Annotated in this window: 16 protein-coding genes and 2 pseudogenes; 8 read left to right on the forward strand and 10 right to left on the reverse strand. The window is 68.8% G+C overall.

The genetic code is table 11. From position 1 onward, the window contains the following. Positions 1-50 precede the first annotated feature (50 nt). From KV381_RS16345 to KV381_RS16360, 4 genes are all read left to right on the forward strand, one after another. Complete coding sequence (locus tag KV381_RS16345; protein ID WP_218785471.1) at positions 51-254, forward strand: hypothetical protein; 204 nt, start codon at positions 51-53, stop codon at positions 252-254. Positions 255-314: 60 nt separating this feature from the next. Further along, on the forward strand, positions 315-701 hold the full coding sequence (locus tag KV381_RS16350) for a hypothetical protein (RefSeq protein WP_218785472.1): 387 nt from the start codon (positions 315-317) through the stop codon (positions 699-701). 136 nt (positions 702-837) lie between these two features. Further along, positions 838-1,086 carry a hypothetical protein gene (locus KV381_RS16355; RefSeq protein ID WP_030078304.1) on the forward strand — a complete coding sequence of 83 codons (249 nt, stop codon included), beginning with the start codon at positions 838-840 and terminating at the stop codon, positions 1,084-1,086. Next, positions 1,083-1,325, forward strand: a complete 243-nt coding sequence (locus KV381_RS16360; RefSeq protein ID WP_030078306.1) for a hypothetical protein — start codon at positions 1,083-1,085, stop codon at positions 1,323-1,325. The genes KV381_RS16355 and KV381_RS16360 overlap by 4 nt, the downstream gene beginning before the upstream one ends. Before the next feature lie 55 nt (positions 1,326-1,380). On the opposite strand, the gene KV381_RS16365 is transcribed toward KV381_RS16360, so the two are convergent. The 4 genes and pseudogenes from KV381_RS16365 to mshA all read right to left on the reverse strand — a co-directional run bounded on the left by KV381_RS16365 (position 1,381) and on the right by mshA (position 6,360). Continuing rightward, on the reverse strand, positions 1,381-2,193 hold the full coding sequence (locus KV381_RS16365; protein ID WP_086777632.1) for a hypothetical protein: 813 nt from the start codon (positions 2,191-2,193) through the stop codon (positions 1,381-1,383). A gap of 309 nt (positions 2,194-2,502) precedes the next feature. Further along, positions 2,503-4,270 (reverse strand): annotated as a pseudogene (locus tag KV381_RS16370) (glycosyl hydrolase family 28-related protein). Between the two features lie 155 nt (positions 4,271-4,425). Further along, positions 4,426-4,938, reverse strand: coding sequence for a YbjN domain-containing protein (locus tag KV381_RS16375; RefSeq protein WP_030078312.1), 513 nt, complete (start codon positions 4,936-4,938; stop codon positions 4,426-4,428). Between the two features lie 69 nt (positions 4,939-5,007). Next, positions 5,008-6,360, reverse strand: coding sequence for a D-inositol-3-phosphate glycosyltransferase (gene mshA / locus KV381_RS16380; protein WP_030078314.1), 1,353 nt, complete (start codon positions 6,358-6,360; stop codon positions 5,008-5,010). A 247-nt stretch (positions 6,361-6,607) separates the two neighbouring features. On the opposite strand from mshA, the gene KV381_RS16385 reads away from it, so the two are divergent. From KV381_RS16385 to KV381_RS16395, 3 genes are all read left to right on the forward strand, one after another. Continuing rightward, positions 6,608-7,393 carry a methylase gene (locus tag KV381_RS16385; RefSeq protein WP_030078316.1) on the forward strand — a complete coding sequence of 262 codons (786 nt, stop codon included), beginning with the start codon at positions 6,608-6,610 and terminating at the stop codon, positions 7,391-7,393. A gap of 217 nt (positions 7,394-7,610) precedes the next feature. Further along, positions 7,611-8,699: a C40 family peptidase gene (locus KV381_RS16390; protein WP_218785473.1), complete on the forward strand. Its 1,089-nt coding sequence runs from the start codon at positions 7,611-7,613 to the stop codon at positions 8,697-8,699. Positions 8,700-9,087: 388 nt separating this feature from the next. Then, positions 9,088-10,437: a PP2C family protein-serine/threonine phosphatase gene (locus KV381_RS16395; protein WP_218785474.1), complete on the forward strand. Its 1,350-nt coding sequence runs from the start codon at positions 9,088-9,090 to the stop codon at positions 10,435-10,437. Here the strand turns inward: KV381_RS16395 and KV381_RS16400 are convergent. The 5 genes from KV381_RS16400 to KV381_RS16420 all read right to left on the reverse strand — a co-directional run bounded on the left by KV381_RS16400 (position 10,419) and on the right by KV381_RS16420 (position 15,333). After that, positions 10,419-10,757, reverse strand: coding sequence for a DUF2516 family protein (locus KV381_RS16400; protein ID WP_030078320.1), 339 nt, complete (start codon positions 10,755-10,757; stop codon positions 10,419-10,421). The genes KV381_RS16395 and KV381_RS16400 overlap by 19 nt on opposite strands. A gap of 139 nt (positions 10,758-10,896) precedes the next feature. Further along, positions 10,897-11,583, reverse strand: a complete 687-nt coding sequence (locus KV381_RS16405; protein WP_218785476.1) for a hypothetical protein — start codon at positions 11,581-11,583, stop codon at positions 10,897-10,899. Between the two features lie 34 nt (positions 11,584-11,617). Beyond that, positions 11,618-12,100 carry a helix-turn-helix domain-containing protein gene (locus KV381_RS16410; protein ID WP_030078322.1) on the reverse strand — a complete coding sequence of 161 codons (483 nt, stop codon included), beginning with the start codon at positions 12,098-12,100 and terminating at the stop codon, positions 11,618-11,620. Between the two features lie 286 nt (positions 12,101-12,386). Continuing rightward, positions 12,387-13,388 (reverse strand): DUF3800 domain-containing protein, encoded by a 1,002-nt coding sequence (locus KV381_RS16415; protein WP_218785478.1) that lies wholly within the window; start codon positions 13,386-13,388, stop codon positions 12,387-12,389. Between the two features lie 178 nt (positions 13,389-13,566). After that, positions 13,567-15,333: a DUF4209 domain-containing protein gene (locus KV381_RS16420; protein ID WP_218785480.1), complete on the reverse strand. Its 1,767-nt coding sequence runs from the start codon at positions 15,331-15,333 to the stop codon at positions 13,567-13,569. Positions 15,334-15,786: 453 nt separating this feature from the next. Here KV381_RS16420 and KV381_RS37080 point away from each other — a divergent pair. Continuing rightward, a pseudogene (locus KV381_RS37080) lies at positions 15,787-15,879 on the forward strand (transposase family protein); the annotation flags it as partial. Positions 15,880-15,927: 48 nt separating this feature from the next. On the opposite strand, the gene KV381_RS16425 reads toward KV381_RS37080, so the two are convergent. After that, complete coding sequence (locus KV381_RS16425) at positions 15,928-17,178, reverse strand: TniQ family protein (protein WP_218785482.1); 1,251 nt, start codon at positions 17,176-17,178, stop codon at positions 15,928-15,930. Positions 17,179-17,187 lie beyond the last annotated feature (9 nt).

The following is a 17,187-nucleotide window of genomic DNA, read 5'->3' on the forward strand; positions in this document are numbered from 1 at the left end:
ATGGGGACAATGGTGTCGCTGGACAGCAGGATGAAGGAGCGGGGTGGGCAGTGACCGAGAAGCGGTCGTATCTCGACACACCGGGTTACCTTGCGTTCCTGACCGTCGTGGCGTTCTGGGCGGCGGCGAGTTCCGGAAGCCCTCTCTACGTACGGGTGTTGGCCGGCGTCTCCGCGGCCTGCACCGCGGTGCACCTTGCCGTCCTCCTGGTCAGGCGGCGGCGTGACCGCCGTACGGTCGCCGACGGCAGCTGATACGCCCCGGCGGACGGCGGCGCGGGCGCGCTGTCAGTGCCCCCTGCCACGATGGCCACCATGACCGTCCACCTGCCCACCGACATCGAACAGGCCCTGCGCAGCAGTTGGAGCGCCGAGACCTGCACCCCGGAGTACCGCGACCGCTGGACTCCGGACAATCCGGCGCGCGATCAGTGCGGGGTCACCGCCATGGTGCTCAACGACCTGCTCGGCGGGGAGCTGGTCCGGGGCGAGGTGCATGTCGACGGGGTGCGCACCGACTTCCACTGGTGGAACCGGCTGGGTCTGGGCGTCGAGGTCGATCTGACCCGGGAGCAGTTCGGGCCCGAGGAGGTCGTCGTGGGCGGCGAGGTCGTAGCCCGGCCGCCCGGCGAGCTGCCGCGGCTCCAGGAGGAGTACGCGCTCCTGCGCGACCGGGTCGCGGCGAGGCTCGGGAAGGGCTGAGCGGGAAGTGCCGCGTCCCGCCTGATCCGTGGCCGATCCGTGCCCGTCCGGGTCGGCCGAAACGCCCTTCGTACGCACTACGGTGGGCCCGAACCGTCCGTCTGCTTCCAGGGCAAGGAGATCGAGGAGAGCGATCATGGGTGAGTCTCTGAAGACCTTCGTCGGCGGTACCGAGGTCGACGTGCCCAACAGCATCCCGGACATCCGGGCCGCGCTGCCCGAGGAGAGACGCGAGGAGTTCGACCTCGCGATCAACGAGGCCGGGGTGCACGAGATCCAGGCCGTCATGCGGCACTGGATGCTGGAGGCCGTGCCCGATCCCGAGGCCGAGAAGATCCTGGACCGGCTCGCGCGGGACGAGGCCGAGAGGCGGAGCGTCGCTTGAGCTTCCGCATCTCCTACGCACCGCCCGCCGACGACACCCTGGCCAAGATGCGCGGCGGCGAGTCCTTCCGGGACGAGATGGCCCGCACCCTCGGCGAGGAGCCGTACGGCCACGCCTCGACCGCCGTCAAGAGCGAACGGGACCGGCGCGAGGCGACCGTCTCCGGGGCCATCGTCCTCTACTACGTCTCCCGGTCCGTGCTGACCGTCACCGTCGTCCGGCTCGTGCCCCTGCCCTGAGCGTGCGGCACAGGGCAGCTCAAGGACGCTCAGGGCAGGGGCGTCACGTCCGCCGTCAGGCGAGCTTCTTGTCCTGCGCCGCCACGACCTCCACCGGCACCTCGAACGTCACGCCGCCGCCCGCCGCCGCCAGGTTGAAGGCGAAGAACGTCGCCACGGAGCCCTCCTTGCGCAGCGCCACCAGCTTGAACGGGGCCTGGTCGCCGCCGTCGTCGGAGGTGACCGTCCAGGCCGCGGACTCGTCGCCGCCGGTGACCTTCTCCTCGGTGACCGAGGCGAACTTCGTCGTCGTGCCGGCGACCGTGGCGGTGAAGCCGCCCGCGCAGTCCGCCGCGGCCTTCTTCAGCGCGGCGAAGGCGTCCGGGCCCGCCGTCCCCTCGTACGAGTTCAGCGCGACGAACGTGGACGTCAGGTTGAAGGCGTCCTTGAACGCGTCCTCCGCCCCGCCGTCCTTCAGGTCCTCCAGCGACTTCTTGCCGTCGGTCTTCTTCGGCTCGTCGATCACCTTGCGCTTGGTGGTGGCCACCGAACCCTTCTGCGCCACGCCGTACATGGCATGGGCGACCGGCAGGCACTCCTTCTTGTCGACGGTCACACCATCGGCCGGAACCTCGTCGTCCGGACCCGCCTCGGTGACCTTGCGGCCCTCCACATCGCCCTGGGCGAGCGTGGCCTTCTCCAGCTCGGCGGCGGTGAGCGCCTTGGCCGGGGTCTTCGGGGCCGAGCTGCCGCCGCCCGCGGTGCCCTTGTCGTCCTTCCCGCCCTTGGCGTCGGCGTCCGACGAGCCGCCGCCGCAGGCGGTGACCAGCAGGGCGAGGGCGGCCGCGGAGGCGGCGAGGGCGGTACGGCGTACGGCAGTGGCGCGCATGGTTCTTCTCTCCGGTTCGGGGAGCGACCGCCCCTCCCCCGCGCGGCACTTCGACGCCGTCTGGGACGGACCGTCGCAGTGATCCACACCTTACGATCGAACCTGTGAGCGATGATCGGCCCGGCGACCTCCTCCCGCGATCGTGATTCTGCTGTGATCATCCTGTGAACGCACTGTGGGGAGCCGCTGTACAACCCTCCGGTTCGCGCTCGGTGGGACCGTCCGGCGCGAGCCCGCCGCCGCCGTCGCCGTCGCCGTCGCGAGGAGCGTCATCCTCGTGTCCGGCCGGGCCCGGGAGTTGGCGGCTCCTCAGCGCAGGCGCACGGCTCGCTGTGCCTCGTACAGGTTGACCGGGCGGATCGCCTCCGGGCTCCCGTACGCCTCCAGGCGGGTGTGCAGGTCGCCGGTGAAGTCGGGGACGTCGATCTGGCCGAACTCCCGTACCTCGTTGATGCCCACGGTCGCGCTGTACGGGGCGAGGCCGTCGATCCTCATCAGCCCGGCCCGTTCGTTGGTGACCCGGATGTTCCAGTGCGTGAAGCGCGCCCCGAAGAGCGGGCCCGCGCTGGCGTCGCCGCCGTGGACGCCGTTGTTGTTCACCGTGATGTCGGTGCGCACATTGGCGAACGGCATCCCCCGGTGCGAGTCGAACGTGCCCATCTCCATCCGGCCGCGCGACCAGACGTTGTAGCTGGACAGGCCCTCGACGTTGATGCCGTGGAGCTGGGTTCCGGAGGGCGCGGGGGTGGTGCGGGCCGCGACGGTGAAGTCCTCGATCAGGTTGTCGTGCGAGCCCTCGCGGCAGTAGTACGGGTGGTGCGCCCCGCGCCCCTCCACCGTCGTACGGCGCAGGGTGCAGGCGGACGCGCCGATCAGGCCGAAGCCGTTGTCGACGTGCCGGACGGTGACGTCGTCGGCCCAGCAGTCGTACGCGCACTGGAACGCGAGGCCGTTGGGTCCAGCACGCGGGCCGTTGACCCTCGACGCCGGACCCGGTGAGCGGCGTGACGAGGGTCGTCAGCCGGGGGTCCCACTCGGGGCGCAGATCGAGCGGAAGCGGGCGTTCCAGGGTGATCCGGCGGCCCTGTACGGCGGTGACGCGGACCGGCCATTCATAGGGCACGTACGAGGTCAGCTTGGTCTTGTCGGCCCAGACGTAGGTCCGCGCACCCTCGCCGTCGCCCGCCATGTGCTGGAGCAGCGTGTGTCCGGGGTCGTCGGCGAGGCGGAGGAGGACGAGTTGCCGGGGCCGAAGATTCCGGGCGTCGGCGGCGGGGACGGTGATCGCGCGGTCGCCCCGGCGGGCGGGGGCCGGGGTGGCGAGGGTGCGCCAGGCGTCGCGGCGGTTGCCGGTCCAGCCCTCGAAGGGCCATTCCCGGGCGCGGATCGCGTCGGTCAGTGAGGCCCAACGACCCTTCGGACAGAGCCAGATCAGCCCGCCGGCCCAGGACCAGCTGGACTTGTCGCCGCCGTACCGGCTGCCGTACGCGCCGATCAGCTCGGTGAGACTGCGGGTCGCGTACAGCGTCGTCGCGCCGCTGCCCGCGCCGCGCACCACGACGTCGCTGTGGCCGATGCGGATGATGTCGTCGATGCGGTACTTCCCGGCCGGGACGGTCACCGTGCCGCCGCCGCGTTCTCCGGCGGCGGCGATGGCGCGGTTGATCGCGGGCGCGGCGTCGGCGGATCCGTCGGGGCGGGCCCCGTGGTCGCGTACGACGTCGATGACGAGGCCCCGGGGGCGCTCGCCGGCGGAAGGGCGGCGCGGGAGTGGGGATCCGGCGCGATAACCCGCGCGGCCGACGAAGGGGATCTGGGGGTGGGTGAAGGGGGCGGCGGCGAACTCCCGCCAGAGGGCGGCATCCCGGACCGGGCGGGAGGCCGCCGACGCTCCGGCCGGCCGGGCTTCCGGCGCCCGGACCGCCGGTGATCGGGCCGACCCTGAGGCGGCGGCCGCTCCGGTGGCGGTTCCGGTCACGACGGCCGCCGCGACGGCCGCGGCGCTGCCGAGGACCGCGCGTCTGGCGACATCGCCCCCGCCGAGGCCGCCGCTTCCCGTCCCCCGATGCGTCGCCATACCCGAACCGCCTTTCATGTATGTGAATGACGTTCATGTGTGCGTTGGCGGTGAGCATGGCACGACTCGGCGACGCAGGGAAAGACCCCTGCGCCGCCGAGCGGAAGCGGGAGAGAAAGCCGGAGGAGGACGGGAGAAAGCCGTGGAGGCGAGCGTCAGTTGTCGGACGCGCCCCGGGTCAGGTGGCTGAACGCGTCCAGGTTCCGCGTGGACTCACCGCGCGACACCCGCCACGCGTACTCCTTGCGGATCGAGCTCGCGAAACCGAGCTCCAGGAGGGTGTTGAACGCCCCGTCGGCCGCTTCGAGCACCACGCCGAACAGCCGGTCCAGCTCCTCGGCGGTGACCACCGACAGCGGCAGCTTGCCGACCAGATAGACGTCGCCGAGCGAGTCGATCGCGTAACTCACGCCGAACAGACGGAGGTTGCGCTCCAGCAGCCAGCGGTGCACCTCGGCGTCGTTCTCGTCGGGGTGCCGGACGACGAACGCGTTGAGGGAGAGCGAGTGCTTGCCGACGATCAGCGAACAGGTCGTCGACAGCTTGCGGGTGCCGGGCAGCGTCACGACGTAGTTGCCGGGCCCCGGGCTCTCCCATACGAGCCCGGCGTCGTTCAGCGTCGCCTCGATGACCTGGGCCGCTGCTGTCTCGTCGGGTACGTCAGCCATGCAGCGAGCGTACGACAGCCCGGTGCGGGCGGCAGGAGCGGCCTCGGCCGTGGTGCGACGGGGCCCGGCTCAGCCGTGGTGCGCCGTGGCCCGGCGGCGGTGGTCGGCGAGCGCGGCGGTGTACACGTCGGCTGTCGCCGACGCGGCCGTGTCCCAGCCGAAGGACTGGGCGTGCGCCGCGGCGGCCGCCCCCATCCGCTCGACCAGCTCCGGCGCGTCCGCGAACCGCCCGAGCGCGCGGGCGTACGCCTCCGGCTCGTGCCCCGGCACCAGGAAGCCGCCGATCCCGTCGCGCACCGCCACCGGCAGCCCGCCCACGGCCGCCGCGACCACCGGCGTACCGGTGGCCTGGGCTTCTATGGCGACCAGGCCGAAGGACTCGCTGTACGACGGCATGACCAGCACCGACGCGGCCCGGAACCAGTCGGCGAGCCGGTCCTGGCCCACCGGCGGACAGAACCGTACGACGTCGGCGATGCCGAGGCGGGCGGCCAGCTTCTGCAGCCCCTCCGGCTTGGCGAGCCCGCTGCCGCTCGGGCCACCGACCACCGGCACGACGATGCGGGACCGCAGCGACGGATCCCGGTCCAGGAGCACGGCCACCGCGCGCAGCAGCACGTCCGGGGCCTTCAGCGGCTGGATGCGGCCCGCGAAGAGCGGGATCAGCGCGTCCTGCGGCAGACCGAGCCGGGCCCGTGCGGCGGCGCGGCCGTCGGCGGGGCGGAAGCGGTCCAGATTGACGCCGGGGTGCACGACGGCGACGGACGAGGGGTCGGCGTCGTAGAAGCGGACGAGTTCGTCGGCCTCCTCGGCGGTGTTGGCGATCAGCCGGTCGGAGGCGTTCACGATCTGAGTCTCGCCGATGACGCGGGCGGCCGGCTCCGGGGTGTCGCCCTCGGCGAGCGCGGCGTTCTTGACCTTGGCCATGGTGTGCATGGCGTGCACGAGCGGAACGCCCCAGCGCTGGGCGGCGAGCCAGCCGACCTGGCCGGAGAGCCAGTAGTGGGAGTGCACGAGGTCGTAGTAGCCGGGGCGCTGACCGGCCCAGGCCTGCATCACGCCGTGCGTGAACGCGCAGAGCTGGGCGGGCAGGTCCTCCTTGGCCAGGCCCTCGTACGGACCGGCGTCGACGTGCCGGACCAGGACTCCGGGGGCCAGCTCGACCTCGGGGGGCAGGGAGCCGGTGGTCGCCCGGGTGAAGATCTCGACCTCGATGTTGATCGCGGCGAGGCGTTTGGCCAGTTCGACGATGTAGACGTTCATCCCGCCCGCGTCGCCCGTGCCGGGCTGGTGGAGCGGGGACGTGTGCACGGAGAGCATCGCGATGCGGCGCGGCTTGCGGGAGACCCCGGAGAAGCCTCCGGGGAACCTCAGGCGCGCGGCCGTCCGGGTGGAGCCGAGCCGGGAGACGTACTGGCTCACCTCGTCGGTCCTCCTCGTTCGGGGCATGCCGTGGAGAGGGCACGCTGACCCTCCGAAGGGCGAGAACAGCGGAATCCGACCTTTCATTTCCGGCTTTGCCAAATCATTACGTTGCCGGGCGGCGCGTCGCCCGGCACGGGCCGGGCCGCCGGAGCTCTTCGCGTACGGGCCGGGCCACCGGCCCTGCGGGTACGGGCCGGGCCGCCGCCCAGAACCCCGGACCGACCCCGTCGCATACGCTCGACCCATGCGCCAGCGCCCCATCGGCACCGCCACCCGCGGGACCACCAACCCGAACCGGCTGCGCCGCATGGACCGCTGGATCGCCGACGCGCACGGCCCCGCCCTGCGCCGCGCCGGGACGCCCGTGGCCGTCGATCTCGGGTACGGGGCGGCCCCCTGGACCGCCGTCGAGCTGCTGGACCGGCTGCGCACCGCCGAGCCGCGCACCGTGGTGGCGGGCATCGAGATCGACCCGGAGCGGGTCGCGGCGGCGAAACCGTACGAACGCGAGGGCCTCACCTTCGTGCACGGCGGCTTCGAGGTTCCGCTGGAGGTCCGGCCCCTGCTCATCCGGGCCGCCAACGTGCTGCGCCAGTACGACGAGGAGCAGGTCGCCGAGGTCTGGGCGCGGCTGTGTTCCCGCCTCGCCCCGGACGGAATCCTGGTCGAGGGCACCTGCGACGAGATCGGCCGCCGGCACGTCTGGGTGGCCCTGGGGCCCGAGGGTCCGCGCACGGTCACCTTCGCGACCCGGCTCGGCTCGCTGGAGCGCCCCTCCGACCTCGCGGAACGGCTGCCGAAGGCGCTGATCCACCGCAATGTGCCGGGCGAGCCGGTCCACGCGTTCCTGCGGGACTTCGACCGGGCCTGGGCGGCGGCCTCCCCGTACGCCTCGCTCGGCGCACGGCAGCGCTGGATCGCGGCCGTGCGCGCGGTGGCGGCCGACTGGCCGGTGACGGACGGGGTACGGCGGTGGCGCCAGGGCGAGATCACCGTGCCGTGGGACGCCCTGCGGCCCAACAGCCGCTGAACAACTGCCCGGAAGGGCAGAAGTCGGCCGTTCCGGGAACGCCTCGGTGGCATCGTTCGTCCCTGTGGGTGGGGATGACGAAGTAGCCCCGTGCGGGCGGTATGTGACGTACCGGGTGCCGTGGACCTCTGTTGCTTTGGAGGACGACATGGCACGATCGCGACGTCGCCCAGAAGTTACTGACGGTAAGTCAGGTACGTGTCCGGAGGGGGAGCCCGTGAACCGACGCCACTGCGCCACTGCCGCCATCACGCTGGTCTGTGCGCTGGCCCTGCTGACGTCCACGGGCCAGGCCATGGCCGCCCCCGTCCCGGACCCCTCGCCCTCCCCTTCTTCTTCCTCCCCCGCCGGCCCGACGCCCCGCTACTCCACCGCGGAGCTCGAAAAGGTCCGCGAGCAGATCGAGACGCTGTACCGGAAGGCGGGCGCGGCGACGGACGCGTACAACCTCGCCGAGGAGCAGACGAAGAAGCAGTCCGGCGAGATCGTGAAGCTGGCCAAGGCGATCGTCGACGGCCAGGCGCGGATCGCCGCGCTGAAGGACCGGGCCGGCGCCCAGGCCCGCGAGCAGTACCGCAACGGCGGTCTGCCGCCCGGCGCGCAGCTGGCCCTGAGCAACGACCCGAAGCTCTTCCTGGACGGGATCAACAAGGTCCGCCAGAGCCAGCAGGCCTCCAAGTCGCTCCTGTCCGACCTGAACCAGACGCAGCAGGACCTGGAGACGTACACCCAGGACGCCAGCGCCAACTGGGAGAAGCTGGAGACCAACCGGGTCAAGCAGGCCAAGGCCAAGAAGAAGATCAACGCCCAGATCAAAGCGGCGGAGAAGCTCGAATCGCAGCTGGAGAAGAAGGAGCGCGACCGGCTCCTGCAGCTGGAACGGGACGCCGCGGACAAGGCGCAGACGGCCTGGCTCTCCTCCGGCGCGGTCAAGGACGTCAGCGGCGAAGCGAGCGAGGCCGGAGCGGCGGCGGTGGCCTTCGCGACGGCCCAGATAGGCAAGCCGTACGTCTGGGGAGCGGAGGGCCCGGGTTCGTACGACTGCTCCGGTCTGACCTCCCAGGCCTGGCTGGCGGCGAAGCGGCCGATCCCGCGCACCTCACAGGAGCAGTGGCGGCTGCTGCCGCGCATCGACATCCAGGACATGCGCCCCGGCGACCTGATCATCTACCACGCCGACGCCAGCCATGTCGGGATGTACGTCGGCGACGGCGCGATCGTCCACGCCCCGCGCCCCGGCCGCAACGTCACGCTGGCGGGCGCGGGCTCGATGAAGATCCTCGGCGTGGTCCGCCCGGACAAGTAGGACCCGGCGGAAGGTCCGAAGCACGGGACCGCGCGAGCGACGCTGCGCGAGCAGCGCCGCATGAGCGAGGCTGCGGCGAGCGACGCCCTGTGAGCGGGGCCGCATGAGCGAGGCCGCGGCGAGCGACGCCCTGTGAGCGGGGCCATGTGAGCGGGGCCACGCCGCCGTTCGCGGGCGCGTGATGTTTGTCATGGGCGCTTCCCCGCCCGTACGGCGGTCCATCGCGCCTGATCCGTGTCGGGACGCGGCTTATGACGGCGCATATGACAGGGGCCGGTTCCCGTGCGCCATTCCGTTCCCCCACCGCGGACCGCTATCGTCCCCGACTGGCGGATCGTCGATCGTCGACCCGCCGCGCCCTCGGGGGGAGGGAAGGAAACACGAACCGATGCCCGTACCCGTACCGCAGCAGCGCTCCGTGCCCGCTGCGGAGACCTCGCACGGCGACCTCACCCTGCTGGTGATCGAGGACGACCCGGCGGGCACCACCATCACCGTCCCCGAGCTCTCGGCGGCGGCCGGCACCCGGGTCCGTATCCGTACCGCCCGCAACCTCACCGAGGCCGCCCGGCTGCTCACCGACGACGTCGACTGCATCCTGCTGGACCTCGCGCTGCCGGTCACGGGCTCCGACAGCGGCCCCGGCGACGGCCCGGTCTCCGGGCGGGCCGACGAGCTGGCGGCCCTCACCCACGTACTCCGGATCGCCCCGCTGCACGCGGTCCTCGCGCTGACCGCCGAGGACGACACGGAGCTGGCGGCCGAGGCGGTACGCGTCGGGGCGCAGGACTACCTCTTCCGGGGCGAGCTGGACGCGCGCGTGCTGAGCCGCGCCATCCGCTACGCCGTGGAGCGCAAGCGCGCCGACATCGCCCAGCACCAGCTGACCGAGTCCCGGCTGCGCGCCCAGGAGAACGCCCGCCTGGAACGCGGCCTGCTGCCCACGCCGCTGCTGGACGGCTCCGGCCTGAGCTTCGCCGCCCGCTACCGCCCCGGCCGCAGCCGCGCCCTCCTCGGCGGCGACTTCTACGACGTCGTCCGCACCCCGGACGGCACGGTGCACGCGATGATCGGCGATGTCTGCGGTCACGGCCCGGACGAGGCGGCGCTCGGCGTCGAGCTGCGGATCGCCTGGCGGGCGCTGACCCTGGCCGGGCTGTGCGGGGACGAGCTGCTCTCCACGCTCCAGCAGGTCCTGGAGCACGAGCGGCAGAGCGAGGAGATCTTCGCGACGCTCTGCACCGTCGACATCGCCCCCGACGGGCGGCGCGCCGGACTCTGCCTGGCCGGCCACCCCGCACCGCTGCTCGCCCGCCACGGCCGGCCGGCCCGGCTGCTCCCGTACGAGGACGGCGGCCCGGCGCTGGGGCTGCTGCCGCGGGCCCGCTGGCCGCGCCGGCAGGTGGAGCTGGGCGGCGCGTGGAGCCTGATGATGTACACCGACGGGCTCATCGAGGGGCGCGTGGGGACCGGCGGCAGCGAGCGGCTCGGCCAGGACGGCATGGTCGCGATGGTCAACGGCCGACTGGAGCAGGGCCTGGCGGGCGAGGAGCTGCTGGAGGCGGCCGTCGCCGAGGTGCGGGAGCTGAACGGCGGCGAGCTGACCGACGATGTGGCGGTCCTGCTGCTGGGCCGCGATCCGGAGCGGATACGACGATGGGGCGGCAGCGCACCGCGCTCCCACCCCGCGTCATCCGTGAGCGGACGCCCTCTGGGCGTTCAGCGCCCGCCGTTGTAGGGACCGTACGGGCCGTCGCTGCTGGAGCCGCCCCTGCGGCCACCGCCGCCACCGGAGACCTCCTTGAGCGCGGGGCGCACGTCGACCATGAACACGATCGACGCGACCACGCCCGCGAGCTGCAGGAAGAGCATCGGGATGAGCAGGTTCACCGCTACGGCGATGCCGAGGATGATCAGCCAGAACGACTTCTTCTTCTTGTCGGCGGCACGGTAGGCGTCCTCACGGGCGGTCGCCGCGAAGACGAACGCGACCACGGCCAGCACCAGCATCGCCAGATAGAGCAGCTGGAGAATCGTGCCGAATCCTGAGAGCAACATGCTGTGTACCGCCTAGTGAGTGGATGAGCGCCCTGCGGCCGAGAGGGCCAAGGTACCGGGACAACGAACCGGCCACCCGTAAAGGTGCCCGCCCCGCGTCCCGGTCACGCGTACCGCGTCGGGCAAGGACCCGTGAGGGTCACTTGCCGTCGGCCGGCGGGGTCTTCCGGGCCGCGGGCTTGCGCGGCGCGGGCGTCTTCTTGGCCGGTGCGGCCTTGGCCTCGGCGGACTTCACCGGGGCGGCGGGCGCGGCCTTCGTGGCGGCGGGCTTGGCCGGGGCGACGGGCGTGGCCTTCGTGGCGGCGGCGGGCTTGGCGACGGGCGCGGCCTTGGGGCTCGCCTTCGGCCGGCTCGTCGCCTGGCTCTTCGGCTCGGCCTCGACGACGGCGGCGATCTCGACGATCTCCTCCGCGGTCTCCCCGCGCCAGGTCCGTACGGTCTGCTCGCCGTGCTCGGCGACCTTCTCGTACGTCTCGCGGGCCTTGATCGCGTACTCGGCGGCCACGCCCACACTGCGCAGCGCCAGATCCTGAGCGCTCTCGCCCAGCTTCTTCAGGTCGGCGGCGTCGAACGAACCGAACACCTCGGTGACCTTCGCCTGCACGGTGGCCTGGGCCTCCTTGGCCTGCGTGGTCACCTTCTCCTGCACGGCCTTGGGGTCGGTGTTGCGCACGGCGTCGATCCGCTCGGGCGCCTCGGCCCGCAGCTGCTCGATCAGCGCCGGGACCTTGCGCGCCTGCTGCACGGCCAGGTCGGCCGTACCGGCGGCGAAGTAGAGGGGCGTGGGGTCGGTGAGGGTCTTGCGCAGGTCATCGGTGATGGCCATGACTGTGGTCCTCCCGGATCATCAGGTCCAGCTGCTAGCTGTGAGGGTCTTGGTCCTTGGTGGTGCCCGCACCGGCGTCGTCGCCGTTACGGGTCGTCCCGGCATCGCCGCCCGCGTCGGCACCGGAGCCGGCGTCCGCGTCCGCGTTCACGTCGGCGTCGGGCCCGGGCGTGAATCCGTTCTCGCGGCGGAAGGAGTCGTAGATCTGCAGCAGAACGTTCTTCTGCCGCTCGTTGATCGACGGATCGGCCAGAATGACCGCCCGCGTCTCCAGCTCCTCCCGCTCCCGCTCGTCGAGGATCCCCGCACGGACGTACAGGGTCTCGGCCGAGATCCGCAGCGCCTTGGCGACCTGCTGGAGCACGTCCGCGCTGGGCTTGCGCAGACCGCGCTCGATCTGGCTGAGATACGGGTTCGACACCCCGGTGGCATCGGCGAGCTGCCGCAGCGAGAGCTGCGCTGCACGGCGCTGCTCCCGCAGGTACTCACCGAGATTGCCGACGTTGAGTGATGCCATGACTCGATAGTGCAACACCCTTGCTAACTTTTGCAAGCACCTGCTTGCAAAAGTGTCGCGCGCCACGACCGTCCTCGCTGTGACTCGCAGCGATATCTGTCACTTCTCAGCGATACCTGTCACCAGCCATCCGCAGTCGCCGCGCGGCGACGTGTGACCGAGCTGGCGAGCGAGGTAGACAGTTGATGGATCTTTGTCCCGTAAAGCCGCATTGCGAACGATTCTGGAGACAGCGCTCGTTGCCAGCCGCGTGGTGCCGCTACGAGTAAGGAACCGCTGCACAGGGTCAGGTGGTCGCACTGGGCGGCCAGATTCCGTCGACAAGCCACGGCCGAGCCACTGCCTCCAAGTCCCTCGAAAACTGGTCACCGCCGACGCCGGTCAGGTGCTGCGCCCACTGCCGGGTGGCCCCTGCCACCCAGTCGGCCACCTGCAGCTGCGGGTGCGTGGTGCTGTCGGCGAACTGAATCTCCAGGACGGGCATCTGCCGATTGAATTTCCCGGGGCGCGTCGGGTCCGGGAACATGTGGATGGTCCGTAGCAGTGCCGCGTTGTGGCTAATCACCTTGGAGTTGTCGTGCACGAGCCGGAAGTGCCGGCCCAGGGAAGATCCAAACGCGAAGGTCAGGGCGTACAGGGACGGTACCGCTGGGTCGAGGGTGTCCTTCAGTCGGCCTGAGGCGATCTCCGCAGCCGTCTCGTCGGCGACGCCTCGGCAGTGCTCCAGGAGCTCCACCCACTCGACGAAGTCGTCATGCTGCACAGCGGTCTTGAACGAGGCGATGGCCGCGAACAGGTCGTCGGTGGTGGCTCTCTGCCTGATCCAGTGAACGAATACCTGCAGGAGCCCGTCGTAAGCCGTGGCGTTGCCGAAGACAGTGCCGCAGGTATGGAGCATTTCCGCCAGGCCGAGCAACTCCTTGCCCTCGTAAAGATTGACGCCGTCGGCATGCGCGAGGGGTTCCACCAACAGGTCGACCAACTTAGTCATGATCATGAACCGCTTGTTCACCACGAAGGTGCGCACGCTGCCCTCGGGGAGCTGCCCGAATGCACGGACCAGCGCTTTCCTACCACGTGAGGACTTGGCGAGGGAGGTGTACTTCGGCTCGGCCAGGTTCGGTGGCAACTGGGTCCGTACCTCGTCCACGATGTGCCCCGCGAGCTCGTCCGGAAGGTGAACTCCCGCGAGTGTGAACACTGGCTGAGCGGGGTCGAGGAGATTCTGACCGGAGTTCGCCGACTCGTCGACGTAGATGGCGGGCGCGAGGGGGAAGGCAGCAGTCACCCCTGAAGCATGCGGGGTCCGGCTTGAAGATCACCACCGCTTTCACATCACGTGCGCGGACCCCGAGCCGCTCCGAGTGCGGGGGAATCGTCTGACAGCCTGGCCCCGCATTCCGGGACAGCTCTTGGCTATTAGGGCCCACTTGGGACACAGTACCTAGATGAGGAGTAGGACCACCTCAGGGACCAGATTCTCCTGGATCGACATCATCCTGTTCCCGCTTTGGCCCCAAGGTCCAGAGATATATCACACACTGGAACAAGATTGCCGCTGCAGGAGACCCCGCAGTAGGGACGAATCCATGGGCCAGTTCATTCCGGAGATTCCAGCCGCCTGCCGGGTTTCCGCAAATAGTGAGAATGTTTCGATACCAAGACTCATCTAGCCCTCTCTCGCGAAGGGTTGAGAGCAACGATCCCAGCCCAGGGTACTGTCCAGGCTTCTCCTGTCGCTGCAGTCGATAGACACCGGCATCCAGACTCAAAACCAGATTTCGAGCCAGTGTTTCGATTTTCGGAGCTATGGTGAACGTAGCCCCTTCGGGATCTCCAGTCCAAAAACGAATAAAGCAGCGGGCGATCGATGACGCTAGCTCTTGCGAGGCGAGAGGCCCCCGAGAGAAGAACTCGGAGAGATCCCCTTCACTTGGAACACCATGCACTTCCGCAACCTTATGCAAAAGGTGTGCGAGCAAGGGTGCCATCGCTTGCAACACGAACGCCTCTTGCTTGGCCAGGCGCATTTCTATTTTCTCTTCATCAGTTTTCGGAGAAAAGCGCGGCAACCCATCAGACCCAAAAATTTCCACCGTGGCCATATTCTCGATTATGGACGTACGGGCGTACTCCTCGGCAGCCTCCCTCGTCTTTTCAATAGGTCCGACAGCAGGCCCGTAAGCGAAAGCGAACTGGATCAACGCATCTCGCCAGTCGGCGGCATCGACCACGGGGGTCATCATTTCCTGAAACTGTTCTCGACTTACGGTTCCAGAGGAGACGAAGGAGATGAGTCCAAGATCTTCGTTGCGAATTCCCTGAAGAGCCGCAGCAGAACGCTCGATTAGAGAGGATTGGCCTGTCTCCTGAGCATTCTGCAGAGCCTTCTTAAGGTGCCCTGCCTTCCGAAGGCCCGTTTCGCTGGCAGCAGCATCTAGCCAAATCTGCACATGCTCAGCTTGCAGATGTTGGCGCTCCTCCTGTGTGTTCGCGCGACGCAGCTTGAAAGATACGAGTTCGTCTCGAATAAATGGAGAAACATACGCCCGCATGGCTGCGTCGATGGTGGAGCCCAGACCTTGGGGCGGTGAGGCCTCACCACAGAGAGGCCCAATAAGCCGCAGCACCACCCCAGGAATTTCTTCGTCGCTCAAAATGGCTTGACCAGCCAGCCTCAGCATTTCTACTGCGATCCGTGAGGCCAGATCTTTCTGCCCCACCGCACGCGCCAATCGCAATGCCGCGTTCAGCGCCTCCTCCTTGTCGAGCCATTTACCCCATTCGCGAGATGCGTCGAGATAGCCCTGCGCGGCCTGAGTCGCATGATTTCGAGCGTTTCCTGTTTTGCGCTCGAAGAGCAGATGATGCAACCTGGCCTTGCCGAAATTCGAGGACACCATTTCGCTCAACTGTGACCATACCGCTACGCAAAAGTCCGGCACATCGGCAACGCGTGGCGGCGTGGATGAACCATCTGGATATTCGAGGTAGGGGACGATTTGGATACGCCATTTACCGCCGTTCTCCATCACTTGAACGTGGTAAGCAAATGCCCACGCAGTCGCCTTTCGGGCAGCATCCTCAAGATCCTCTTCGCTCGGCACTCCTTGTTGCTCAGCGATCGGAATGCGACTGTTCAGCGACCGGTGCGCTGCAAAGCTCGTCCCGGTCTGAGCCGCTTCGTCGATCCAGCCCGCTAGAAGCACCAGTTGGTCGTCCGCTGAGTTCATGTGCTTCAGTTTGCACGACAAATGTTATGGGATCTACCGATTTTCAGAAGTATTTCTAATCTCCGCCACGCCGTTGTTCTGCCGGAATCAGCGACGAGCCATGGAAGCCTGCAGGACCGTCTTAGGCGCGTCGAAGAGGCCCTACGACCTCGTGCACGATAGGCATCGCCGCAGGCCAGCGACTTGTGTCATCCTGACGCCCGAGCCGTTGACCTGCACGGATGCAGTGGCGGCTCCTATCGTGCACGAGGTCGCTAGGGTTGTCCCGTAACTACTGGTCAATGGATAGATGATCTTTAATGGCTGGCGCGCCGAGGCTTCGGAGCCAACCTGGATTGGCCCTTCTCAGCTGGCAGAGCCCGCAGCAATCGGCAAGCTGACTTCCGTGTTGCGGCGAGAGGGTGCGTATCCAGCCCGCGAGGGTGAGCTGCGGCGCCTGCCGTTGGAGCACCGGTGCCTGCTGGTCACCAGCCGTACTGGCGGACGAACCCGACGCTGCAGCAGCTCGCTGCGTTGCTCAGAGTTTCCGAGTCGGCGGCTAATCGCATCGTCGATCGTAAGGTGAGCAGCAGCGCGCCGGTCATGATCCGCCAACTAGATTTCTCGATCACGCAGAGCAGGACGCCACTCGCGGTCGCGTGCTGTCACGTACTGGTGGATTCCCTCGATCGTGATGGGGGCCCTGTGGGTGAGGAGAAATCTCAGCGGCGGAGAATTCCTCGGAGAGTTTCGGATTCTGTCGCCCGCAGTCTTCATGAGCCCTTGAACTTCCTGCAGGTGCGCATAGACCGAGGCGAGCGCGGTCAAGGCCCCGCCGTCGCTTCCCTTCAAGATTCGGTGGGCGATGGCGGTCGCGGCGATATAAGGCCTGGCGTCGGCAGATGGGCTGGCCAGCACGTAGAAGTGATGGAATTTTCCCGCTCCCCCGTTCCGGCGGCTTCTGCGCTCTTCCCTCCCCACGGCGTCACGGTCAAGAATTTCGACATGTTCGGCGCTGAGGGCGAGGTTCCGGGCTGCCGGCCAGGTCAGGGTGATCAGGCCTGCGACGGTGTGCAGGTCGATGAAGTACTGATTGGTGTCGACCATCCACCCCACGCTGCCCACTTCGCGGGGGCCGTCGGGGCGAAGGAGTCCAATCAGTTCCCGCTGCAGCGCGAGTGCTGTCTCCAGGAACTCCTCGCTGCAGGCAGGCACTGGAGCCTGATCGTGGCGAGCTCCGCAAATAGGGGCGTTGAGGCGCTCCGGTCGACCTTCGACGACGACGCGGCATTGGTTGGGGTGGAGATCCTCGTTCTTGATCTTAGGGATGAGCGAGAAGCTCTGGACCTCCATGCCGAGGTGACCGCATTTGGCGCAGTTGTGGCGAAGAAGGCAGCGGTGGGCGGGGCAGGCGAAGACCGGGGGAAGCCGCCAGAGACGCTTCCAGCTGCCTCCGTGAACGCGCTCGATGTCGGAGCCGCCGGCTAGGCAGCGGGGGCAGAACCGTGACCAGCGCCGAAACACGTCATGGTTGCCGTGGAGGACTCGTTCCCGGGGCCGACGTATCAGCGTTGCATCGAGCGGTCCATAGCGGGCGCCGAGCGGAGCAAGGAAGAGTTTGACGACCTCGTCTTCATCGAGTCGGGTAGTGCGTGCGAACTCAGCCGATTTCTCGGGCCCTTGAAGGTACTGCTGACTGATGGAGAGGTGTTCGGCCAGCCCGGCCCGGTGGGTGCTCAGCCCGGTGTGACGGATGATCGTTCCAGGGCTGACGTTGTTGTGGTGGGCCAGGCGTAGAAGGAAGCCGGCGAGGCTTTCATCCTGGAGCGGGGCGAGGCTGCGAGGCAGAGGCCGGAGCGGAGACATGGGACAGCC

The sequence above is a fragment of the Streptomyces sp. WY228 genome (assembly GCF_019287315.1).
Lineage (GTDB): Bacteria > Actinomycetota > Actinomycetes > Streptomycetales > Streptomycetaceae > Streptomyces > Streptomyces caviscabies.

Excerpts from the sequence above, each read along its gene's own strand:
- KV381_RS16350 (WP_218785472.1), top strand. The coding sequence starts at position 315 with ATGACCGTCCACCTGCCCACCGACATCGAACAGGCCCTGCGCAGCAGT.
- KV381_RS16365 (WP_086777632.1), bottom strand. The coding sequence starts at position 2,193 with ATGCGCGCCACTGCCGTACGCCGTACCGCCCTCGCCGCCTCCGCGGCC.
- KV381_RS16395 (WP_218785474.1), top strand. The coding sequence starts at position 9,088 with ATGCCCGTACCCGTACCGCAGCAGCGCTCCGTGCCCGCTGCGGAGACC.
- KV381_RS16405 (WP_218785476.1), bottom strand. The coding sequence starts at position 11,583 with ATGGCCATCACCGATGACCTGCGCAAGACCCTCACCGACCCCACGCCC.
- KV381_RS16410 (WP_030078322.1), bottom strand. The coding sequence starts at position 12,100 with ATGGCATCACTCAACGTCGGCAATCTCGGTGAGTACCTGCGGGAGCAG.
- KV381_RS16425 (WP_218785482.1), bottom strand. The coding sequence starts at position 17,178 with ATGTCTCCGCTCCGGCCTCTGCCTCGCAGCCTCGCCCCGCTCCAGGAT.
- KV381_RS16420 (WP_218785480.1), bottom strand. The coding sequence starts at position 15,333 with ATGAACTCAGCGGACGACCAACTGGTGCTTCTAGCGGGCTGGATCGAC.
- KV381_RS16355 (WP_030078304.1), top strand. The coding sequence starts at position 838 with ATGGGTGAGTCTCTGAAGACCTTCGTCGGCGGTACCGAGGTCGACGTG.
- KV381_RS16400 (WP_030078320.1), bottom strand. The coding sequence starts at position 10,757 with ATGTTGCTCTCAGGATTCGGCACGATTCTCCAGCTGCTCTATCTGGCG.
- KV381_RS16375 (WP_030078312.1), bottom strand. The coding sequence starts at position 4,938 with ATGGCTGACGTACCCGACGAGACAGCAGCGGCCCAGGTCATCGAGGCG.
- KV381_RS16385 (WP_030078316.1), top strand. The coding sequence starts at position 6,608 with ATGCGCCAGCGCCCCATCGGCACCGCCACCCGCGGGACCACCAACCCG.